Raw genomic sequence first — 20119 nt, 5'->3', positions numbered from 1 at the left:
GGTTACCTGCTGGTCAGAGGGCTTGGCGCAGTTGTTCGAGAAACGCCTTGATGGTGACTTCGTTGCGCTTGAAGAAGTGCCATTGGCCAATCTTCTGGCTGGTGATCAGCCCGGCACGCTGCAACGTGGCCAGGTGGGCAGATACGGTGGACTGCGACAGTGCACAGCGCTGGTCTATCTGCCCGGCACACACACCGTTGTCGGTGCTGTGGTACTGGTCCGGGAAGTGCGTGGCCGGGTCTTTCAACCAACCGAGGATTTCTCGCCTGGCCGGGTGTGCCAGTGCTTTTATGATGTCGTCGAGATCAAGTGGCATGGTGTGGCTCGTGCTGTAGCGGTCTATCGCGATAGGGCGAAACCTACATCGGTATTTCGCGATATACAAATATGAAAGCGTTATCAGCTGATCGCTGATCGGTATATCGCCCTTCAGCGATATACGCGTGCCGGGGTGCTAGACTGCAGCCATGAATTATCTTGCACATCTGCACCTCGGGGGCCCCGAACCCCAGCAAATGCTCGGCAGCCTGTACGGCGACTTCGTCAAGGGCTCGCTGGAAGGGCGTTTTCCACCCACGCTGGAAGCGGCCATTCGCTTGCACCGCCGTATCGACAGCTACACCGACCAGCACCCCTTGGTACTCGCCGCGCTGGCGCGCTTTCCGCGTGAGCGTCGGCGCTTTGCCGGGATTGTGCTGGATGTATTCTTCGACCACTGCCTGGCGCGCCACTGGCACGATTATGCCAAGCAGCCCCTGGCCGAGTTCACTGCGCAGTTCTATCGGGTACTGCTGGCCGAGCCTGAACTGCCGGGGCGGCTGGGGCGCATCGCGCCTTCCATGGCAGCCGATGACTGGCTGGGGGCATACGGAGATTTTGCGGTGCTTGAGCACGTCTTCAATGGCATCGCCCGGCGGCTGTCGCGCCCGGAAGGCATGGAAGGGGTGATGGGGGAGCTTGAACGGTTGTATGAGCCGTTGTTGGCGGACTTCCGAGCGTTTTACCCGCAGCTGCAGGGTTTTGCGGCGCTGCAGTTGGAGGTGGGCAGGTAGGGGGAATGCGCCACGTTTGCGGCGCATCGCGAGCGACGGGGCGATTTGCTCAAGCGGCCTTTGGCTGGCGGCGTGGGGCTGCTGCTACGACTTCGAAGCCGAACAATGCCACCTGGATGGCTTGTTGTGCCTGCAGGGCCAGCACCGCGCGCTCCTTGCCCGCACTCTCAACCGGTGGTAACAGGTGGATGTGTACCTGGCTGCGTGGCTGCGCGAACAGGCGCATGAGGTGGGACACCAGGTCATCATCGCCAACGAACGGGGCAACCGGGTCAGGCTTGCCGTCGCGCAGGTACTCGATGGCAACCGGCTGCACCGCCACGCCCTGGTCAATTGCCCCAGCCAGCAAGCGGCCATGGAAGGTGCGCAATTGGGATCCATCCGTGGTGGTGCCTTCGGGGAAAATCAGCAGCGGCCTGGCCTGACCCAACTGCTCGCTGATCTGCTCGCGCAGGCGCTGGCCATCGCCCCCGCCACGCCGGATGAACAGTGTGCCGGCCTGCTCGGCCAGCCAGCCGGCGACCGGCCAGTGCCGCACTTCGGCCTTGGACAGGAACGACAGCGGCAGCAGCATGCCCAGCAGTGGGATATCGGTCCAGGACACGTGATTGCTGACCCACAGCATCGGCTGGCGCGGCAGTTGGCCGCGTACCTGCACGTCGAAGGGCAGGGCAGCCACCAGGCGCTTCATGAACATGCAGCTCCAGCGCTGGCGGCGTTCAAGGTTGGCTTTTACGCCAAGGCGTTCGCCCACAGCGATCACGCTTGCCATCAGCATGCCCAGTACTACCACCATCAGCAGCCGGCACAGGCGGGCCAGCACCCGCAGCCTGGTCATCAGACTGCCGCCTTGAAGTGGCGGGCATAACGCGGGCACAACTCGTCGCGTTTGAGCAGGATGAACACATCGGCCACCTGGAAGTCCTGGTCCCAGCACGGTTCACCGCAGATCTTCGCCCCCAGGCGCATGTAGGCCTTGAGCAGGGGTGGCATTTCTGCGATCACGTTGCTGGGCAAGGCCAGTTTGGGCAGCGGGTTACGTGGCTCGGCACGCAGGTGCTCGGTGCACAGGTAGCGCTCGCGCAGGCGCTGCATCACCGCGTGAGCCTGGATACCGCCGTCCTGCATCGGAATGCTGGCGCAGCCCATCAGGTAGCTGTAGCGCCCCTCGTTGAGCACTTCGGCCAGTTCGCCCCACAACACGGCGATGGTGCCGCCGTTGCGGTAGTCGGGGGCAACACAGGTACGGCCCAGTTCCAGGATCGGGCCTTGCAGCTGCACCAGGCCATGCAGGCTGAACTCTTCTTCGCTGTAGAAGCGGCCCAGGCTGCTGGCGGCCTGGTGGTCGAGCAGGCGAGTGGTCGCCACCAGCTTGCCGGTGTTCAGGTCACGCACACCAATGTGGCGGCAGTGAACGTCGTAGTCATCCCTGTCCAGGCCGTGCTCGGCACCTTTGAGCTTGGCTTTGAACTCCGCGCTGAATACTTGATAGCGCAAGGCCTGGGCTTCTTGAAGGGCCGCTTCGCCAACCAGGCGTTCGGCTTGCAGACGGCGTTCGGTGCTGTTGTCGCCAGTGTGAGCGATCCGAGTCATTGCGAGTCTCCATAAGCCAGCCATGGAAGAGCGGCCGGTCGGCTTTGTTGTGCAAGGTCAGCCTAGGTAGACCCGGTGTCACCCCCATGAACCTTTGGTGATGCTTGCATGACACCCGCCAGCACTGCGCAACTGTCACGAAAGGGCCGTAGCCTGCTGCGCACATCATCGATGCCTGCTACAGAGAGCCCGAACCGCAATGCTCAAAGGCCTGTTGCTGTTTCTATGCATGACCACCGCCCAGGCTGAGCCGTGGCCTGATGCGCACTGGCAGCGCGCACCCGATACGCTGGACTGGCAAGCGGTGGACGCCTATGCGTTCCCATCGCGCACCGGTGCAGGGCGTGATGGCGTCCGCACCGATGCCCTGCTGATCGTCCGCGACGGGCGCATCGTTCACGAACGCTACGCCGCGCCAACCACCGCCAGCACTGCACACCTCACCTGGTCGGTGAGTAAGAGCGTGCTCGCCACCGTGCTTGGGGTGGCCTACGGGCAAGGCCGCTTCCATTTGCAAGACCCGCTGGCACGCTTCTATCCCGCCATGGCCGCGCACCCGGATGTGCGCATGGTGGACCTGCTGCATTGGGCCAGTGGGTTGCAATGGCAGGAGGATTACGAATTCGCGCCGCTCAAGTCTTCAGTGGTGGCCATGCTGTACACCCGAGGCCGCAGCGATATGGCGGCCTATACGGCCAGCCACGAGGCGGCGGCGCCGGCTGGCCAGCAATTTGTGTACTCCAGCGGTGACAGCAACCTGTTGGCCGCCGGCCTGCGCGGCATGCTGGGCGCCGCGCAGTACCCGGATTACCCCTGGCAGGCCTTGTTCACGCCGCTGGGCATCGACAGCGCGGTGTGGGAACGCGATGCTGCAGGCACCTTCGTTGGCTCCTCCTACCTGTACCTGACTGCCCGCGACCTGGCCCGTATCGGCCTGCTGATGCTGCGCGATGGCCGCTGGCATGGCCGGCAGTTGCTGCCCGCTGACTGGGTGGCGTTCAACCGCACGCCATTTGCCAATGCCCGCCGTGAGCCCGGTGAGCCCAGCCCCGGCGGCCACTGGTGGCTGAACCAGCCAGACGCCGATGGCCAACGGCCCTGGCCGAGTGCACCGGCAGGTACCTACGCCGCCTTGGGGCACTGGGGCCAGGCGCTGTATGTGGTACCGGAGCAGAACCTGGTCATCGTGCGCTATGCCGATGACCGTGACGCCAGCTACCGGCATGACGCGTTGCTCAAGCGCGTGCTGGCGGCGTTGGCAGGGGCGGGCGAATGAAGCGGGTAGCATGGCTGTTGGTAGTGGCGCTGTGCGGGTGGGCCTGGAGTGAGCGCCAGGCGCTGGGCGATTTCCCGGGTATCCTTGCCGCCTACTCGGCCAAGGAGTACTGCTCGTGTCGCTTCGTCATGGGGTTCACGCCTGAATACTGCGGCGCCTATGTCAAACAGTGGTTGCCCTTGAGCCATCTACAGGAAAGCACCCTGCAGCGGCAGATCACTGCCGAGGGCCTGGGCCAACGTGCACAGGCGCGCTGGCAGGGCCCACGTGCAGGCTGCCGCTTGCTGCCATGAAGAGCGGCGCGGTAAGGTTGGCGGCCTGGTTTTACGAGATCCGTCATGTTCAAACTGCCCCGCCTGCTGCCGGCCTTGCTGCTGGCATTCTGCCTACCTGTACAGGCCAACTGGCACCTCGACGGTGAATCGTCACGCTTGTCCTTCATTACCGGCAAGAACGGCGATACGGCTGAAGTGCACCGTTTTCTCGTGTTGCATGGGTCGGTCGACCGCCAGGGTGTTGCAGGGCTGCGCATCGAGATGGATTCGGTCAGCAGCGGCATCCCGTTGAGGGATGAGCGCATGCGTGACGACCTGTTCGACGTCGGCCGCTTTGCCGAGGCGCAGGTACAGGCGCAACTGGACCTGCGGCCCATCAACGACCTGGCCGACGGTGCGCAGATCGAACTGCGCCTGCCGGTGACGGTGACCTTGCGTGGCCAGTCGCACAACTACGATGCCCTGTTGCTGGCAACGCGCCTGGACCAGCGGCGTTTTCAGGTGGTGACCCTGGAGCCGCTGGTGCTGCGTGCCGAAGACTTCGGCCTGCTGCCAGGGCTGGAAACCCTGCGCAAGTTCGCCAAGCTCAAATCCATCAACCCCTCGGTGCCGGTCAATGCGGTGCTGATCTTCAACGCCCGCTGACATGCCGGGGCCAGTCTTCCCCTGGCGGGATGGCAACCAGTTCGAACTGCTGATCGATGGCCCCGAATTTTTCCCGCGCATGCTCGCGGCCATCAGCGGCGCCCAGACCCAGGTCGACCTTGAGTTGTACCTGGTCGAAGCAGGCGCCTGCGCCGAGGCCGTGGTCCAGGCCCTTGAACACACTGCCCGGCGCGGTGTGCGGGTCCGCTGCCTGTTCGATGACTACGGCTCCCTGGCCTTCAACAGCGTGTTGCGCCAGCGCCTGGTGGATGCCGGTGTGTACCTGCGCTGGTACAACCGCCTGCACTGGAAGCGCGGCTTGCGCAACCTCTACCGCGATCATCGCAAGTTGTTGTTGGTGGACGAGCGCTGGGCGGTGGTGGGCGGCACGGGTGTGACCGACGAATTCTGGCGGCCAGACGCTGCCGCCAGCGATTGGCATGAAGTGATGGTGCAGATACAGGGCCCGGTGGTGAGCGACTGGCAGTTGCTGTTCGACCGCCAGTGGCAGGCCAACCACCGTCGCACGGCCTGGCGCCCTGCCGAAGGGTTTGGCCTGCCGCGCTTGCCCAAAGTGCCGGCGAAGGGGCAGGGTCTGGGCCGGGTAGCCTATGCCGACGCCCGCCAGCACCAGGACATCCTGCACGCGCTGGTGCGCGCGCTTAACAGCGGCACCCAGCGTGTGTGGCTGGCCACGCCTTATTTTCTACCCACCTGGAGCGTGCGCCGCTCGTTGCGCCGCGCCGCTGGCAAGGGGGTGGATGTGCGCCTGCTGCTGACCGGCCCGCGTACCGATCACCCGTCCGTCCGCTATGCCGGGCACCGCTATTACCCCCGCCTGTTGCGTGCCGGCGTGCGGATCTTCGAATACCAGCCGTGTTTCCTGCACCTGAAAATGGTGGTGGTGGATGACTGGGTAAGCATCGGTTCGTGCAACTTCGACCACTGGAACCTGCGCTTCAACCTCGAAGCCAACATCGAGGCACTGGACCCGGCACTGACGGCCGCTGTGGTCGCCAGCTTCGAGCGCGATTTTGCGCAAAGCCAGGAAGTGGACTTGGACCATTGGAATGCGCGGCCGCTGTGGCGACGGGTAAAGCAGCGCGTCTGGGGCTGGCTGGACCGGCTGGTGGCCAACCTGCTCGACCGCCGCGACTGAGAGCGGCTATGGTGGGATGACAGTTCACAGGCAATGGATGGAGCGGATGCGATGACGGCGAAGAAGATTCTCATGCTGGTGGGCGATTATGTGGAAGATTACGAGGCCATGGTGCCGTTCCAGGCGCTGAGCATGGTCGGCCATACGGTGCATGCGGTGTGCCCGGAAAAGGTCGCGGGGCAGACCGTGCGCACAGCCATCCACGACTTCGAGGGCGAGCAGACCTACAGCGAAAAGCCCGGGCACCAATTTGCCCTGAACCACGACTTTGTGCGGGCTCGCCCCGAAAGCTATGACGCCCTGCTGATCCCCGGCGGCCGAGCCCCTGAATACCTGCGCCTGAACGAGAAGGTGCTGGACCTGGTGCGCGCCTTCGACCAGGCCGGCAAGCCGATTGCCGCCGTGTGCCATGGTGCGCAACTGCTGGCGGCCGCGGGCGTGCTCAAAGGCCGCGAGTGCAGCGCCTACCCGGCGTGTGCGCCGGAGGTGCGCCTGGCAGGTGGAACATTCATCGACATCGCGGTCGACCAGGCCCATGTGGATGCCAACCTGGTCACCGCGCCTGCCTGGCCTGCGCACCCGGCGTGGCTGGCGGCCTTCCTGAAAGTACTGGGCACCCGCATCTCGTAAGCGCGTGGCTCAGGCAACCTGCTCGACCCAGTCGTTGAGGTTGTAATAGTTGGTGACGCGGGCAATCTTCCCGCAGTGGATGTAGAAGAAGGCTCCGGCCGGTAGCACGTAGGTCTGCCCCTTGGCGGCCGGCAGGCCTTCATCGGCTTCCAGGTACTGGCCGTGCACGGTGAATTCAGCGGCGGCGCGGCTGCCGTCGGCGTTCTGCATGACCACGATGTCGGCCAGGCGCTCGCGGTAGCAGCGGTTCATCTTGCCCATGAAGGCCGCGAAGCTGGCCTTGCCCATCTGCCGCTCACCCTGGTTGATGTCGTGGATCACGTCTTCGCTGAGCAGCGCGAGAAAGGCTGGCATGTCGCCCGCATTAAAGGCGGCGTAGTAAGCATTTACCAGTTCGGTAGCGGTCATGGAACAATACCTGTCGTGTAGGGAAAAGGCGCGTCGTTGGCCCGGATGATAGGGTTTCCCCTCAAGCCCGGCTTAGCCGAGCGCGTCATCCACATCGACAAAACGACCGCCAAGCATGGAAATACGCCTGTTGCACGGCGCCGCTATCGCGCCTTACATCGATGACCTCGCTCGTCTGCGCCTGAACGTGTTCCGCGAGTTCCCTTACCTCTACGACGGCTCGCCCGAGTACGAAGCCGACTACCTCGCCACCTATGCCCGCTCTGGGCGCAGCCTTGTGGTGCTGGCACTGGACGACGGCAAGGTGGTGGGCGCCTCCACCGGCCTGCCGCTGGTGGATGTGGCACCCGAACTGCAGCAGCCGTTTCTGGCCCAGGGGCGTGACCCGGCCAGCGTCTATTATTTCGGTGAATCGGTGGTGCTGCCCGAGTACCGGGGGCAGGGCCTGGGTGTGCGCTTTTTCATCGAGCGTGAGTCCTACGCGCACAAGCTGGCCGAGTTCGACTACTGCGCGTTTTGCGCCGTCGAACGGCCTGGGGTGCACCCACGAAGGCCGGCTGACTACAAGCCACTGCATGGTTTTTGGCGCAACCGGGGGTTTCTGCACGACCCGTCGTTGCGCACCCGTTACGCATGGCGTGACCTGGATGAACCGGAAAGCTCCGACAAACTGATGTCGTTCTGGCTCAAGGAATTGCCACTGTGATCCGCGTTGCGGCTTGCCAGTATGCAATCGAGCTGCACGAAACCTGGGACGCCTATGCCGGCCACCTGCAGGCGCTGTGCGCCGACGCCGTGGACGCTGGCGCCCGCCTGCTGCTGTTACCGGAATACGCCGGGCTGGTACTCAGTGGCCAGCTTTCGGCGCGGCAGCGGGGCGACCTGGGCACATCGATTGCTGCCATGCAGCCGCTGATCGAGCCGTGGAAGGCGCTGTGCGCGAGTATTGCCAAGCGCTGGAATGTGTACCTGCAGCCGGGCACGCTGCCGGTGCTGGACGGTGACGGGTTGTACCGCAACCGCGCCTGGCTGTTCGGCCCGCAGGGCTGCCTGGGTTATCAGGACAAACTGATGATGACCCGCTTCGAGCGGGAGCAGTGGGGGATTGCCGCCGGGCAGGGTTTGCAGGTCTTCGATACCGAGCTGGGGCGCCTGGGCATTCTGGTCTGCTACGACAACGAGTTCCCCCTGCTGGCCCGTCGGCTCGCTGAACAGGGGGCCGACCTGATACTGGCGCCGAGCTGCACTGACACCGAGGCGGGTTACCACCGGGTGCGCATCGGTGCCCAGGCGCGTGCGCTGGAAAACCAGATTGCCGTGTTGCAGAGCCCCACGGTGGGCCGTGCGCCGTGGTCGCCGGCACTGGACGAAAACATCGGCCGGGCAGGGCTGTTCGTACCGCCGGATCACGGCATGCCGGGTGATGGGGTGATGGCTTTGAGTGAAGGACTTGACCCGGTCGGCAGCCAGTGGCTGGTGTGTGACCTGGACCTGGAAGAGGTGCGGCGGGTGCGGCGGGAAGGGCAGGTTTTTACCTGGCGGGACTGGCCGGAGCAGTTTGAAAGAATGCGTTGATGACCGTGATGCTTGCATCGCAGTCAGGCCCGCTCCCACAGGCGTAACGCAGTGGGAGCGGGCTTGCGCGCGAGGCAGTTTTACTTCACTTCGACTGCCAGGCTCTGGGCAATCTTGCTCTGCCACAGGGCAGGGCCCGTGATGTGCACAGACTCACCGTTACTGTCTACCGCGACGGTAACCGGCATGTCCTTGACCTCGAACTCGTAGATCGCTTCCATGCCCAGCTCGGCGAAGGCCAGCACCTTCGACTTGCGGATGGCCTGGGCCACCAGGTAGGCAGCGCCACCCACGGCCATCAGGTACACGGCCTTGTTGTCCTTGATCGCCTCGATGGCGGTCGGGCCGCGCTCGGACTTGCCGATCATGCCCAGCAGGCCGGTCTGCTCGAGGATTTGACGGGTGAATTTGTCCATGCGCGTGGCAGTGGTCGGGCCGGCTGGGCCAACGACTTCGTCACCCACCGGGTCGACCGGGCCTACGTAGTAGATGAAGCGGCCTTTCAAGTCGACCGGCAGCGCTTCGCCGCGGTTGAGCATTTCGACCATGCGCTTGTGGGCAGCGTCGCGGCCGGTGAGCATCTTGCCGTTGAGCAGGATGGTTTCGCCCGGCTTCCAGCTGGCGACTTCTTCCGGGGTGATGTCGTCGAGGTTGACGCGGCGAGCGCTTGGGCCGGCTTCCCAGACGATTTCCGGGTAGGCGTCCAGCGACGGGGCTTCCAGCTCAGCCGGGCCCGAGCCATCGAGCACGAAGTGGGCGTGGCGGGTGGCGGCGCAGTTGGGGATCATGCAGACCGGCAGCGAAGCCGCATGGGTCGGGTAGTCCATGATCTTGACGTCGAGCACGGTGGTGAGGCCACCCAGGCCCTGGGCACCGATGCCCAGTTGGTTGACCTTTTCGAACAGCTCCAGGCGAATTTCTTCCAGGCGGTTCTGCGGGCCACGGGCCTTGAGCTCGTGGATGTCGATGGATTCCATCAACACTTCCTTGGCCATGACGGCGGCCTTCTCGGCGGTGCCGCCGATACCGATGCCGAGCATGCCAGGCGGGCACCAGCCGGCGCCCATGGTCGGCACGGTCTTGAGGACCCAGTCGACGATGGAGTCGGATGGGTTGAGCATGGCCATCTTCGACTTGTTCTCCGAACCGCCACCCTTGGCGGCCACGTCCACTTCAACCTTGTCGCCGGGGACGATGGAGTAATGGATAACGGCCGGGGTGTTGTCCTTGGTGTTCTTGCGAGCGCCGGCCGGGTCGGCCAGGATCGATGCACGCAGCACGTTTTCAGGCAGGTTGTAGGCGCGGCGCACACCTTCGTTGATCATGTCGTCGACGCTCAGGGTGGCGCCATCCCAGCGCACGTCCATGCCCACGCGCACGAACACGGTGACGATACCGGTGTCCTGGCAGATCGGGCGGTGGCCGGTGGCGCACATGCGCGAGTTGATCAGGATCTGGGCGATGGAATCGCGTGCAGCCGGCGACTCTTCGCGCAGGTAGGCCTCGTGCATGGCCTGGATGAAATCGACGGGGTGGTAGTACGAAATGAATTGCAGGGCATCGGCGACGCTCTGAATCAGGTCGTCTTGCTTGATCACGGTCATGCAGCGCGCTCCTCTTGAAGACGGGAACATTCATTACGGCGCTCGACGGTGCCGACCAGCGTGTCGAAGCGCCTTGCAGGCGCCGGCAGGTCAGGCCGACGTAAAAAGGCGCGGCAGTATAGCGCGCATCAGGGCCTGGCACACCTGCAGCCGATGCGGACCTTGGTCGGTCGCTGGCCGGCATCCTTTTTGCTGCCGTAGAATCGGCCCACACCACCCCATTCACCGGAGACTGTACCGAACATGCCCGAACTCTGCGTGGGTGAGCAGCGCTGGACAGTACCGAACGGCAGCAACCTGCTGGATGCCCTGAACGACGCTGGCCTGAACGTGCCCTACAGCTGCAGGGCTGGTAGCTGCCATGCTTGCCTTGTGCAATGCCTAGCCGGGCAACCGCTGGATGCGCTGCCCGAGGCCCTGGCCCTGGACAAGCATGCCCAGGGCTGGCGGCTGGCCTGCCAGTGCCGGGTAGTCGAGAACCTGCAGGTGGCGTTGTTCGACCCGCGCCAGCATGGCGTGATGGCCACGGTGGCCGCGCTGGGCTGGGCAGGCACGGTGCTGCGCCTGCAACTGCGGCCGGAGCGGCCGGTGCGCTACCAAGCCGGGCAGCACGTGGTGTTGTGGCTGGGCGGCGTGGCACGGCCCTATTCCCTCGCCAGTTTGCCGGGTGAGGACGAATGCCTTGAGTTTCATATCGACTGCCGTCACCCCGGCGCGTTTTGTGACCTTGCCCGTGCTGTGCAGGTGGGTGACCCGGTGCGCTTGGGCGAGCTGCGCGGCGGGGCCCTGCATTACGACCCGGACTGGCAGGCGCGGCCGTTGTGGCTGCTGGCGGCAGGTACAGGCCTGGCCCCACTGTGGGGTATCTTGCGCGAGGCGATGCGCCAGGGGCATCAGGGTGAGATCAGGCTCGTGCATGTGGCGCACGACGGTGCCGGGCATTATCTGGCTGATGCACTACGCAAGCTGCAGGGGGTGAGTGTGGAGTTGGTGCTGGCAGAGCACATGGACGAGGCGCTTGCCGGCTTGCGCCTGCCGTCGCGGCAGACTGTGGCGCTGGTGTGCGGTGCACAGGCGCGTGTGGAACGCTTTGCCCGTCGGCTGTTCATCGCCGGTGTGCCACGGGGGCAGGTGTACGCCGATGTGTTTGTGGGGCATGCCTGACGGGAGACTTGCCTGCGATAGGGCCGCGGAGCGGCCCCTGACGCGCTGCTGGATCAACCGACCAGCGGATCACCCACATGCAGGATCTTCATGCCATTGGTGCCACCGATGGTGTGGTAGCTGTCGCCTTTGGTCAGGATCACCCAGTCACCCTGTTCCACCAGGCCACGCTTGAGCAGTTCGTCGACCGCTGCCTGGCTGACCTTGTCGGCCGGCAACGATGCCGGGTCGAAGTCGATCGGGTACACACCGCGGAACATCGAGGCGCGAGCCTGGGTGGCACGGTGTGGCGACAGGGCGAAGATCGGCACATGCGAGCGCAGGCGCGACATGATCAACGGGGTGTAGCCACTTTCGGTCAGGGCGATGATCGCCTTTACCCCAGGGAAGTGGTTGGCGGTATACATGGCCGCCAGCGCGATGCTTTCGTCACAGCGCTCGAAGGTGGTGTGCAGGCGGTGGCTGGAGCGCTGGCTGGTCGGGTGCTTCTCGGCGCCCAGGCAGATGCGCGCCATGGCTTGCACGGCCTCGATCGGGTAAGCACCGGCGGCACTTTCGGCCGACAGCATGACCGCGTCGGTGTTGTCGAGCACGGCGTTGGCCACGTCGGACACTTCGGCACGGGTGGGCATCGGGTTCTGGATCATCGACTCCATCATCTGGGTCGCCACGATCACCGCTTTGTTGTTGCGGCGTGCGTGCTGGATGATCTTCTTCTGGATGGCGATCAGTTCGGCGTCGCCGATTTCCACACCCAGGTCACCGCGGGCAACCATCACCGCATCGGAGGCAGCGATCAGCTTGTCGAGGGTTTCGTCGTCGGCAACCGCCTCGGCGCGCTCGATCTTGGCGACCAGCCAGGCGCTGCCGCCCGCTTCGTCACGCAGTTTGCGGGCGTATTCCATATCGCTGGCATCGCGTGGGAAGGAAACGGCCAGGTAATCCAGGTCCATTTCGGCTGCCAGCTTGATGTCGGCCTTGTCCTTCTCGGTCAGGGCCGGGGCGGTCAGGCCACCGCCTTTGCGGTTGATGCCCTTGTGGTCCGACAGCGGGCCACCAATGATCACCACGCAGTGCAGGGCGTCTGCGGTGGCGGTTTCAACGCGCATGACCACACGGCCGTCGTCGAGCAGCAGTTCGTCACCTACGCCGCAGTCCTTGACCAGGTCGGGGTAGTCGATACCGACGATATCCTGGTTGCCTTCGGTCAGCGGGTGAGCGGTGGAGAAGGTGAACTTGTCACCGATCTTCAATTCGATGCGCTTGTTGGCGAACTTGGCGATGCGGATCTTCGGGCCTTGCAGGTCGCCCAGCAGTGCGACATGGCGGCCGTTCTTGGCGGCGATGTCACGAATCAGGCGGGCGCGGGCCTTGTGCTCGTCCGGGGTGCCGTGAGAGAAGTTCAGGCGTGCCACGTCCAGGCCGGCGTGGATCAGTTGTTCGATCACTTCCGGCGAATTGCTGGCTGGGCCAAGGGTGGCGACGATTTTGGTGCGGCGGATGGTCATGCACAGACTCCTGTATTGAAGCGCAGCGAAAGGCTACTCCTGAATCTTGCTGTAGTCATTTTTCCGTTTCACTACCTGATGCTCTACCCACAGCCCGTCGCGCCATGGCTGAAGAAACGTCGGCAGCGGCCGATAAGCTGGACAGCAAAGGAGACACCCATGCGCACCCTGATCGTTTTAGCCCTGGCCGCCAGCGCCGTCGGTTGTACCCGCTGGTCGATGGACCATCACCTGAACAACGCCTACCGCGCCTACGACCGTGGCGACTGCCAGCGGGTCATGCTCGAGTTGTCCCAGGTCGACCGTGCCAGCCGAGCCCGCCCGTTCATCCACCCCGAGGTTGCATTGCTGCGTGGCCAGTGCCTGGAGCGTCAGGCGCTGTATGTGGATGCTGCACAAACCTACCAGTACCTGATTCAGCGCTACCCCGGCAACGAATACGCCTACCGGGCGCAAGCGCGCCTGCAGACACTGGAGCGGCTCGGCCATTATCGCAGTGGCGAACCCGCCATCGCCAAGCCGGCGACGACTGCACCTTGGCGATAATGCCAAGGTGTGTTCTATTTTGTGAGAGTTAGCAGGCGCCCTGCGCTAATCTGTAACTCAGCTGTTACAAAAACCGCCAGTTCCACGCATTCCTGGCCAGGAACGGACTGCATCAACCGCCATGTTCAACAAGCGCAATATACAACGCCATCAATTACCCTTCGTTCTTCAGGTCTTCAACCGTTTTACCGGTCAGGAGATCGGCCTGTTGGGGAACGCGTCGGAGGCCGGGTTGATGGTCATCAGTGAGCTGCCCGTGCTGGTAGGCCCTGATTACGAACTGCAATTACGCTTGCCGTTGCAGGGCGGCGGGCACCAGTTCGTCAACCTGACCGCCAGTTGCCTGTGGTGCCGTGAGGACCAGACACCAGGGCACTACGATTCTGGCTTCATGCTGCTGCAGGCGCCGCGCGAATTCGACGACTTTGTGAAGTCACTGCAGGAATACTTCAGCTTTCGCGCCGCCAACGCCCCCGTCTGACCTGCCGTAGGCGCCCTTGAGCCTCGACATTGGGGAATCGCGTTAGAATCGGGTCGACCCCGCTACAGGACGACCCCGTGACCGCAAGCATTTTCTGGCACGACTACGAAACCACCGGTATCAACCCGCGCCGCGACCGCCCTTTGCAGATGGCCGGGCTGCGCACCGATTTCGAGCTGAACGAAATCGACGAACCCATCAACCTTTACTGTCGGCCGTCCGATGACATCCTGCCGCACCCAGCGGCCTGTCTGGTGACCGGTATCACCCCGCAGCAGCTCGTCGAGCAGGGCCTGTGCGAAGCTGAATTCATGTCCCGGGTGTATGCACAGCTGGCTCAGCCCGGCACCTGTGGGGCCGGCTACAACACCCTGCGGTTCGACGATGAAGTGACGCGCTATAGCCTTTACCGCAACTTCTTCGACCCCTACGCCCGTGAATGGCAGGGGGGTAACAGCCGTTGGGACCTGATCGACGTGGTGCGCACCGCTTATGCGCTCAGGCCTGAGGGGATTGAATGGCCGCAACAGGAGGGGCGTACCAGCCTGCGCCTCGAGTTACTGACCAAGGCAAACGGGATTGACCATGGCCATGCCCACGAAGCGCTTTCCGACGTACGGGCCACCATCGCTCTGGCGCGCTTGATTCGCCAGCAACAGCCAAAGTTATATGAATGGCTTTTCCAGCTACGCAGCAAGCACAAGGTGATGGAGCAGATACGCTTGTTGCAGCCGCTGGTGCATATATCGGGTCGCTTTTCTGCCGCCCGTAATTATTTGGGGGTGGTGTTGCCACTGGCGTGGCATCCGCACAACCGCAATGCACTGATTGTGTGCGACCTGCATCAGGAAACCTCACCGCTTGTGTGGGAAACTGCTGAAACTTTGCGCCAGCGTTTGTACACCCGGCGTGATGAATTGGCAGAGGGTGAATTACCGGTCCCGCTCAAACTAATACAGATCAACCGTTGCCCAGTAGTGACGCCGCTTTCGGTGTTGCGCCCTCAGGATCAACTACGGCTGGGCCTGGATGTGCCGATGTTACAACGCCGTGGGGAAGACTTGGCCAACCAGCAGGTGCAATGGCAGGACAAGCTTCAACTCATTTATGGCAAAGAAGCGTTTGCGCCGAGTGCCGACCCTGAGCAGCAGTTGTACGACGGTTTTCTGGGCGAGCGTGACCGCCGCTTGTGCGAACACGTGCGTACCTCGGACCCTGCCCAGTTGGGGCATGGGCAGTGGATGTTCGATGACCCACGGTTGCCCGAACTGTTGTTCCGTTACCGGGCGCGTAATTTTCCAGATACCTTGAATGGGCAGGAACAGCAACGCTGGCAGGATTTCTGCCGACAGCGCCTGCTTGACCCGCAGTGGGGCGCGCCGAACACCCTCGGCGATTTCGCCAAGGCCCTGGAGCTCGCATGGCCTGGGGCAGACCCAGCAGGACAGCAGGTGTTGCAAGCCTGGCAGCTTCACACCCGGCACTTGCAAGCGCAATTAGCCATCGCTTAAAACCGGCCAATAAAAAACGCCGGTAATACGCCGGCGTTTTTTATTGGGCAACCCTGCGGTGCAGGACAATCAGTCCAGCAAGGTGGCCCAGCTTTCAACCACATCACCACCCCAATTGGCTTTCCACTCTTTCAGGGTTTTGTGGTTGCCGCCTTTGGTTTCGATGACTTCACCGTTGTGCGGGTTTTTGTATTGCTTGACCTTGCGGGCACGCTTGGTAGCGGTTGGCTTGACGGCGCCACGGGGTGCTTTGCTCAGTTTGGAATCCGGGTCGAGCAGGGCAATGATGTCACGCAGCGACTTGGAATATTCACCCATCAAGGTGCGCAGTTTGCCTTCGAACTCCAGTTCTTTTTTCAGCTTGTCATCCTGGGACAGGTTGGCCAGGCGGGCCTGAAGTTCCTTGATGGCTTCTTCGGTGGCGCGGTACTCGTTGATCAGGGACATGGAGTGTTCCTTAATGCGTGTTCGGAAATGTGTGGGGCAATAATAGACAGGCGATACTCGCAAGTAAACATGTTATTGCGGCATTAACTGTTAATTAAGCTGTGACAACATATCTCTGGGTGAACAAAAATTTACATTAAGCGACGGTCTCGTCTGTCCGTCTTGTCAGACAATGCCTTGATTCACGTGGTCAACGATTCGCGCCCGCCCCCTCAATCATTACTGCGTTTTTTCTGGCGGGCCGCTAGAATGTGCGCCTTTGCGAAGTTCTGGAGTCTTATTCATGCGCACCTACCGTCTGGTGATCGCTTGCCCCGACCGCGTCGGCATCGTGGCGAAAGTCAGTAATTTCCTGGCGTTGTACAACGGCTGGATCAACGAAGCCAGCCACCACTCTGACGTGCAGAGCGGTTGGTTCTTCATGCGTCATGAAATCCGCGCAGAATCCTTGCCCTTTGGTATTGAAGCCTTCCGCGAAGCCTTTGCGCCGATTGCCGAAGAGTTTTCCATGATGTGGCGCATCACCGATTCGGCGCAAAAGAAGCGCGTTGTGTTGATGGCCAGCCGTGAGTCCCATTGCCTGGCCGATTTGCTGCACCGCTGGCACACGGATGAACTCGATTGCGATATCCCCTGTGTCATCTCCAACCATAACGACCTGCGCAGCATGGTCGAATGGCACGGTATTCCATTCTTCCATGTGCCTGTAGACCCTGCGGACAAGGCGCCAGCGTTCGCCGAAGTGTCGCGCCTGGTTCAGGAGCACGCGGCCGATGTGGTGGTGCTGGCCCGCTATATGCAAATCCTGCCGCCACAGCTGTGCCAGGATTACGCCGAGAAGGTCATCAACATCCACCACAGCTTCCTGCCGTCCTTCGTGGGTGCCAAGCCGTATCATCAGGCTGCTTTGCGTGGTGTGAAGCTGATCGGCGCCACCTGCCACTACGTCACTCAAGAGCTGGACGCCGGCCCGATCATCGAACAGGACGTGGTGCGGGTGAACCATGCCGACAGCATCGAAGACATGGTCCGCTTCGGCCGGGACGTAGAAAAGATGGTGCTGGCCCGCGGCCTGCGTTATCACCTGGAAGACCGGGTACTGGTGCACGGCAACAAGACTGTCGTGTTCGATTGAGTCTGGCAGGGGAGCGGTGACACATGGCCCGGCAGCGCAATGCCCCGACCGCCTCGTTACCGCCCACACTGGGTGAGGGTTGCCTTGCCCGTTTTGACCCCGAGGCCCTGGAGCCTACCGACGGCACCGATTTCCCCGGCGCCGCGGCGCTCTGGCAGCAGCTCAACCCGCCTGGCGGCGCCAGCGCTCCAGCAGCGGGCGAGCCAGTAGAGCCACAAACACCGGCCCACCCGCCAACAGGTAAAAGTAGTACGTGACAGCCCGCCACAGGAGGATCGCCGCCGCTGCCGTCGAGCTGCCCAGCATCGGCGTCAACAGGCTGGCCGACGTCAGTTCGGCTGCCCCGGCACCACCGGGCATCATGCTGAACTGGCCGGCACTGAGTGACAGCATCTGCACCAGGAAGCTGGGGATCCAGCCCAGGTCCGTGCCCAGGCCCCTCACCACCAGGTACAGCACACTGTAACGCAGGCCCCAGTGGGCGCAGGTGAGGGTGAATACCAGCGCAAGGGTGCGCTTGGGCAACTGCCAGGTCTGCGCCAGGGCCTGCGTGAAGCGCAGCAGCTTGCGGGCCCAGCGCCGCTTGCGTGGGGCACTGACGCCCAGCCGCTGTATCAGCCTGCCATTGGCGCGCATTACCGGGCGCCTGTAGCGCAACAGCACTACCACAGCGGCCAGCGCCGCACATAGCAGCGCAGCGCTGCCCAACAGCATGCTCAGCTGGCTGCGGCCCAGGCTGTGGAACAGTGCATAGCCGGCAATCGCCAGCATGGCGCAGAAGAAGAACACCAGGTCGTTCAGTTGGTCGGTGGCGAAGACTGCGCCACTGCGTGCAGGGCTGATGCGGTCCCGGGCGAGCAGGGCCATCAGCGTCAACGGGCCGCCGCTGCCCCCGGGTGTGGTGCAAATGGCAAATTCGGTGGCCATCACCACGCCCAGGGTGCGCACAGGGGTAACGTGCCGGGCTTGTTCGCCCAATAGCAGGCGCAGGCGTAGTGCATTCAGCACCCAGCACAGCACGATCATGCCAACCAAGGTCAGCAGCAATTGCGGGTCGAAACGGCTGAGCCTGGGCAGCAGTTCGGTGCCGCCCAGCAGTGCCGGCACCAGCGCTGCGCCCAGCAACGCCAGCGCCAGCCAGACCCAGCGGTTCATGCGGCTACCTGGCGCTCCAGCCAGGCGGATTTGGTCAAGGGCTGGCGCCCGTCTTCAAGCAGCTTCTGCAACGTGCGCAGCCAGTACTCGCGGGACGAACGGTGGCGCATGTCCACCGGGTGCAGCCCCAGGCGCAGCGTGTTGGCGCCTTGCCAACGGCGGCACTGCCAGTTGCAGAGCACGCGTGAAAATTCCCGGCGCCAGGCACTGCGGGCGCTCCACACCAGCCCGGGTGCATCTATCGCGGTGAAGTCTGGCAGCCGATAGAGGTGCTGCGGCGTGCTGGTGTACTTGAGGGGCAACCGACGCAGTGCCTGGCGCGTGCCTTCACTCATGAGCCACGCCGGGGCAACGAACCCTGCCACCGGCCAGCCCTGCTGCGCAAACAGGGCCAGGCCATCTTGCAGGCGGGTCAGGGCCTGCTGCTCATCCAGCCCATAGAACTCACCCTCGTGGGTATAGATACGGCGCATGAAGTACTCGACGGGCGTGCGTGGCAGTGGCCCTTCGTCGGCATGTGCATAACCGTGCAACGCCAGCTCGTCGCCCGCCGCCAGGCGGTGTTCAAGCATCTGGCAGAACCCAGGTGCCTGGTGCAGCGGGTTGCGCCGATGAAAGTCCGGCACCACCAGCCAGGTCATGGGTACATCACCCAGCGCGTCCACGGCCTGTACGAACGGCTCGTAGTCTGGCCAGGTTTCTGGCGCTACGTCATGCAATACCAGCATCAGGCTGCGAGGGTTGGCAGACGCTTCAGGCATGGGCGCGCACCTGCAGCGGGTGGCCGAGTACGGCGTGATAGTGTTGCAGCAGGCCATTGACCACGCTGTCCCATGAGTAGCAGGTTTCCACGTGGTGACGGGCCTGGGCGCCGAGGTTACGCACGCCGGCCTCAAAGGCTTCACGCACGGCGGCGGCCATCGCTTGCGCATCGTTGGGCTGGCACAGCCGGCCGCACTGGTCGTTGACGATTTCCCCGAACGCGCCGGCGCGCACCGCGACCACTGGCGTGGCGCTGGCCATGGCTTCAAGGATCACCAGGCCGAAGGTTTCCTGGTCCCCTGCATGCACCAGCAGGTCGGCACTGGCCATCAGCCGCGCCACTTCGTGTGCCGGGCAGAACTGGCCAATCACGCTGACGTTGTCGGGCACGTTGCTGGGCATGTTCGAGCCTACCAGCAGCAGGTGGTAGCCACGCCCAAGCTGGCGCATGCACTCCAGCAGCACCGGCAGGTTCTTCTCCCGTGAGCCACGGCCTGCGTAGATCAACAGGCGGCTGGTGTCGGCGATACCCAGCTCGGCGCGTACCTGTGGGTCGCGCCGTGAAGGGTTGAAGGTGGCCAGGTCTACCCCGAGGGGCTGGACGTGCACATCGCGCACGCCCAGGCGCTTGAGCTTGTCGGCCATCACCTTGCTTGGGGCGAGCACCCGGTCGAAATTGCCATACAGCTTGCTGACGTAGGCTTCCACGTTAGGGGTGAACCAATTGCCCATGCGATTGCTTACCAACAGGGGCAGGTCGGAGTGGTAGAAGCCGATCACAGGCACATCCAGTTTGCGCCGCGCCTCCAGGGCCGCCCAGGCGGTGAGGTAGGGGTCGCCCACTTCGATCAGGTCAGGTTGCAGGTCGCGCAGCACATTGCACCAAGGCGCCAGGCGTACCGGGAAACGGTAGCCCTTGCCGAATGGCAGGGGTGGGGAGGGCACATGGTACACGCCGTCTGCGTGGGTGGCGCTGGCGCCGGGTATCAGCAGGCTGTGGCGCACACCCTGCAGTGCGTCCAGGCGATGGTGTTTGGCATCAAGGTACGTCCGTACGCCGCCGCTGGCCGGGGCGTAGAACATGGTGATGTCGGCGATGTGCACGATCAGCATCCCTCCGGGATCGTATTCGGGTCTGTCATCCGGCAGTGATTGGCCGGCGATGACACGCCTAAAGTTGACCTTGTGGAAGG

At 63.4% G+C, this 20119-nt stretch carries 23 protein-coding genes; 13 read left to right on the top strand and 10 right to left on the bottom strand.

Going from position 1 to position 20119, the window contains the following annotated elements:
- Nucleotides 1-13 precede the first annotated feature (13 nt).
- Nucleotides 14-316, bottom strand: coding sequence for an ArsR/SmtB family transcription factor (locus PPA02S_RS14100; protein WP_028635143.1), 303 nt, complete (start codon nt 314-316; stop codon nt 14-16).
- Nucleotides 317-467: 151 nt separating this feature from the next.
- Between PPA02S_RS14100 and PPA02S_RS14095 the strand changes: the two genes are divergently transcribed.
- Complete coding sequence (locus PPA02S_RS14095; RefSeq protein WP_028635142.1) at nt 468-1052, top strand: acyl carrier protein phosphodiesterase; 585 nt, start codon at nt 468-470, stop codon at nt 1050-1052.
- A gap of 49 nt (nt 1053-1101) precedes the next feature.
- Here the strand turns inward: PPA02S_RS14095 and PPA02S_RS14090 are convergent, their stop codons facing one another.
- On the bottom strand, nt 1102-1890 hold the full coding sequence (locus tag PPA02S_RS14090; protein ID WP_028635141.1) for a lysophospholipid acyltransferase family protein: 789 nt from the start codon (nt 1888-1890) through the stop codon (nt 1102-1104).
- Nucleotides 1890-2645: an L-ornithine N(alpha)-acyltransferase gene (olsB, locus tag PPA02S_RS14085; RefSeq protein ID WP_028635140.1), complete on the bottom strand. Its 756-nt coding sequence runs from the start codon at nt 2643-2645 to the stop codon at nt 1890-1892. Before olsB ends, PPA02S_RS14090 begins: the two co-directional genes overlap by 1 nt.
- Nucleotides 2646-2844: 199 nt before the next feature.
- On the opposite strand from olsB, the gene PPA02S_RS14080 reads away from it, so the two are divergent.
- From PPA02S_RS14080 to PPA02S_RS14060, 5 genes are read left to right on the top strand one after another with little or no spacing between them, the layout of a single operon-like run.
- On the top strand, nt 2845-3921 hold the full coding sequence (locus PPA02S_RS14080) for a serine hydrolase domain-containing protein (RefSeq protein WP_028635139.1): 1077 nt from the start codon (nt 2845-2847) through the stop codon (nt 3919-3921).
- On the top strand, nt 3918-4214 hold the full coding sequence (locus PPA02S_RS14075) for a hypothetical protein (protein WP_028635138.1): 297 nt from the start codon (nt 3918-3920) through the stop codon (nt 4212-4214). The genes PPA02S_RS14080 and PPA02S_RS14075 overlap by 4 nt, the downstream gene beginning before the upstream one ends.
- A 45-nt stretch (nt 4215-4259) precedes the next feature.
- On the top strand, nt 4260-4841 hold the full coding sequence (locus PPA02S_RS14070) for a YceI family protein (RefSeq protein WP_028635137.1): 582 nt from the start codon (nt 4260-4262) through the stop codon (nt 4839-4841).
- Nucleotide 4842: 1 nt separating this feature from the next.
- The gene (locus PPA02S_RS14065) at nt 4843-6000 is read left to right on the top strand and encodes a phospholipase D-like domain-containing protein (protein WP_028635136.1); all 1158 of its coding nucleotides are present in this window, start codon (nt 4843-4845) and stop codon (nt 5998-6000) included.
- Nucleotides 6001-6051: 51 nt separating this feature from the next.
- Entirely contained in the window at nt 6052-6630 is a 579-nt protein-coding gene (locus PPA02S_RS14060; RefSeq protein ID WP_028635135.1) for a DJ-1/PfpI family protein, read from the top strand.
- A 9-nt stretch (nt 6631-6639) separates the two neighbouring features.
- Here PPA02S_RS14060 and PPA02S_RS14055 read toward each other — a convergent pair whose 3' ends face one another.
- Nucleotides 6640-7038 (bottom strand): nuclear transport factor 2 family protein, encoded by a 399-nt coding sequence (locus tag PPA02S_RS14055; protein WP_028635134.1) that lies wholly within the window; start codon nt 7036-7038, stop codon nt 6640-6642.
- Nucleotides 7039-7153: 115 nt separating this feature from the next.
- Between PPA02S_RS14055 and PPA02S_RS14050 the strand changes: the two genes are divergently transcribed.
- Together PPA02S_RS14050 and PPA02S_RS14045 are read left to right on the top strand one after the other, a co-directional pair.
- The gene (locus tag PPA02S_RS14050) at nt 7154-7744 is read left to right on the top strand and encodes a GNAT family N-acetyltransferase (RefSeq protein ID WP_028635133.1); all 591 of its coding nucleotides are present in this window, start codon (nt 7154-7156) and stop codon (nt 7742-7744) included.
- Nucleotides 7741-8613, top strand: a complete 873-nt coding sequence (locus PPA02S_RS14045) for a carbon-nitrogen hydrolase family protein (protein ID WP_028635132.1) — start codon at nt 7741-7743, stop codon at nt 8611-8613. Before PPA02S_RS14050 ends, PPA02S_RS14045 begins: the two co-directional genes overlap by 4 nt.
- An 80-nt stretch (nt 8614-8693) precedes the next feature.
- Here PPA02S_RS14045 and PPA02S_RS14040 read toward each other — a convergent pair whose 3' ends face one another.
- Nucleotides 8694-10217, bottom strand: a complete 1524-nt coding sequence (locus tag PPA02S_RS14040; protein WP_009685641.1) for a fumarate hydratase — start codon at nt 10215-10217, stop codon at nt 8694-8696.
- A gap of 243 nt (nt 10218-10460) precedes the next feature.
- On the opposite strand from PPA02S_RS14040, the gene PPA02S_RS14035 reads away from it, so the two are divergent.
- Nucleotides 10461-11381, top strand: coding sequence for an iron-sulfur-binding ferredoxin reductase (locus PPA02S_RS14035; protein ID WP_028635131.1), 921 nt, complete (start codon nt 10461-10463; stop codon nt 11379-11381).
- A 53-nt stretch (nt 11382-11434) separates the two neighbouring features.
- On the opposite strand, the gene pyk is transcribed toward PPA02S_RS14035, so the two are convergent.
- On the bottom strand, nt 11435-12889 hold the full coding sequence (pyk, locus tag PPA02S_RS14030) for a pyruvate kinase (protein WP_028635130.1): 1455 nt from the start codon (nt 12887-12889) through the stop codon (nt 11435-11437).
- Nucleotides 12890-13048: 159 nt separating this feature from the next.
- Between pyk and PPA02S_RS14025 the strand changes: the two genes are divergently transcribed.
- The 3 genes from PPA02S_RS14025 to sbcB all read left to right on the top strand — a co-directional run bounded on the left by PPA02S_RS14025 (nt 13049) and on the right by sbcB (nt 15427).
- The gene (locus PPA02S_RS14025) at nt 13049-13435 is read left to right on the top strand and encodes a tetratricopeptide repeat protein (protein ID WP_028635129.1); all 387 of its coding nucleotides are present in this window, start codon (nt 13049-13051) and stop codon (nt 13433-13435) included.
- Between the two features lie 121 nt (nt 13436-13556).
- Nucleotides 13557-13916 (top strand): PilZ domain-containing protein, encoded by a 360-nt coding sequence (locus PPA02S_RS14020; protein ID WP_028635128.1) that lies wholly within the window; start codon nt 13557-13559, stop codon nt 13914-13916.
- Nucleotides 13917-13993: 77 nt separating this feature from the next.
- On the top strand, nt 13994-15427 hold the full coding sequence (gene sbcB, locus PPA02S_RS14015) for an exodeoxyribonuclease I (RefSeq protein WP_028635127.1): 1434 nt from the start codon (nt 13994-13996) through the stop codon (nt 15425-15427).
- A gap of 69 nt (nt 15428-15496) precedes the next feature.
- On the opposite strand, the gene mvaT is transcribed toward sbcB, so the two are convergent.
- On the bottom strand, nt 15497-15874 hold the full coding sequence (mvaT, locus tag PPA02S_RS14010) for a histone-like nucleoid-structuring protein MvaT (RefSeq protein ID WP_028635126.1): 378 nt from the start codon (nt 15872-15874) through the stop codon (nt 15497-15499).
- 283 nt (nt 15875-16157) lie between these two features.
- Here mvaT and purU point away from each other — a divergent pair, with 283 nt between their 5' ends.
- Nucleotides 16158-17009, top strand: a complete 852-nt coding sequence (purU, locus tag PPA02S_RS14005; protein ID WP_028635125.1) for a formyltetrahydrofolate deformylase — start codon at nt 16158-16160, stop codon at nt 17007-17009.
- Between the two features lie 162 nt (nt 17010-17171).
- On the opposite strand, the gene gpgF is transcribed toward purU, so the two are convergent.
- From gpgF to gpgS, 3 genes are read right to left on the bottom strand one after another with little or no spacing between them, the layout of a single operon-like run.
- Nucleotides 17172-18164, bottom strand: a complete 993-nt coding sequence (gene gpgF / locus PPA02S_RS14000; protein ID WP_028635124.1) for a glucosaminyl phosphatidylglycerol flippase — start codon at nt 18162-18164, stop codon at nt 17172-17174.
- Nucleotides 18161-18925, bottom strand: coding sequence for an N-acetylglucosaminyl phosphatidylglycerol deacetylase (gpgD, locus tag PPA02S_RS13995; protein WP_028635123.1), 765 nt, complete (start codon nt 18923-18925; stop codon nt 18161-18163). Before gpgD ends, gpgF begins: the two co-directional genes overlap by 4 nt.
- On the bottom strand, nt 18918-20039 hold the full coding sequence (gene gpgS / locus PPA02S_RS13990; protein WP_028635122.1) for an N-acetylglucosaminyl phosphatidylglycerol synthase: 1122 nt from the start codon (nt 20037-20039) through the stop codon (nt 18918-18920). Before gpgS ends, gpgD begins: the two co-directional genes overlap by 8 nt.
- Between the last annotated feature and the right edge of the window lie 80 nt (nt 20040-20119).

The sequence above is a fragment of the Pseudomonas parafulva NBRC 16636 = DSM 17004 genome (genome assembly GCF_000730645.1).
In the GTDB taxonomy this organism is placed as follows: domain Bacteria; phylum Pseudomonadota; class Gammaproteobacteria; order Pseudomonadales; family Pseudomonadaceae; genus Aquipseudomonas; species Aquipseudomonas parafulva.
Note: the sequence above shows the minus strand (reverse complement) of the source record. Positions and strands in the feature narration are given on the sequence as shown.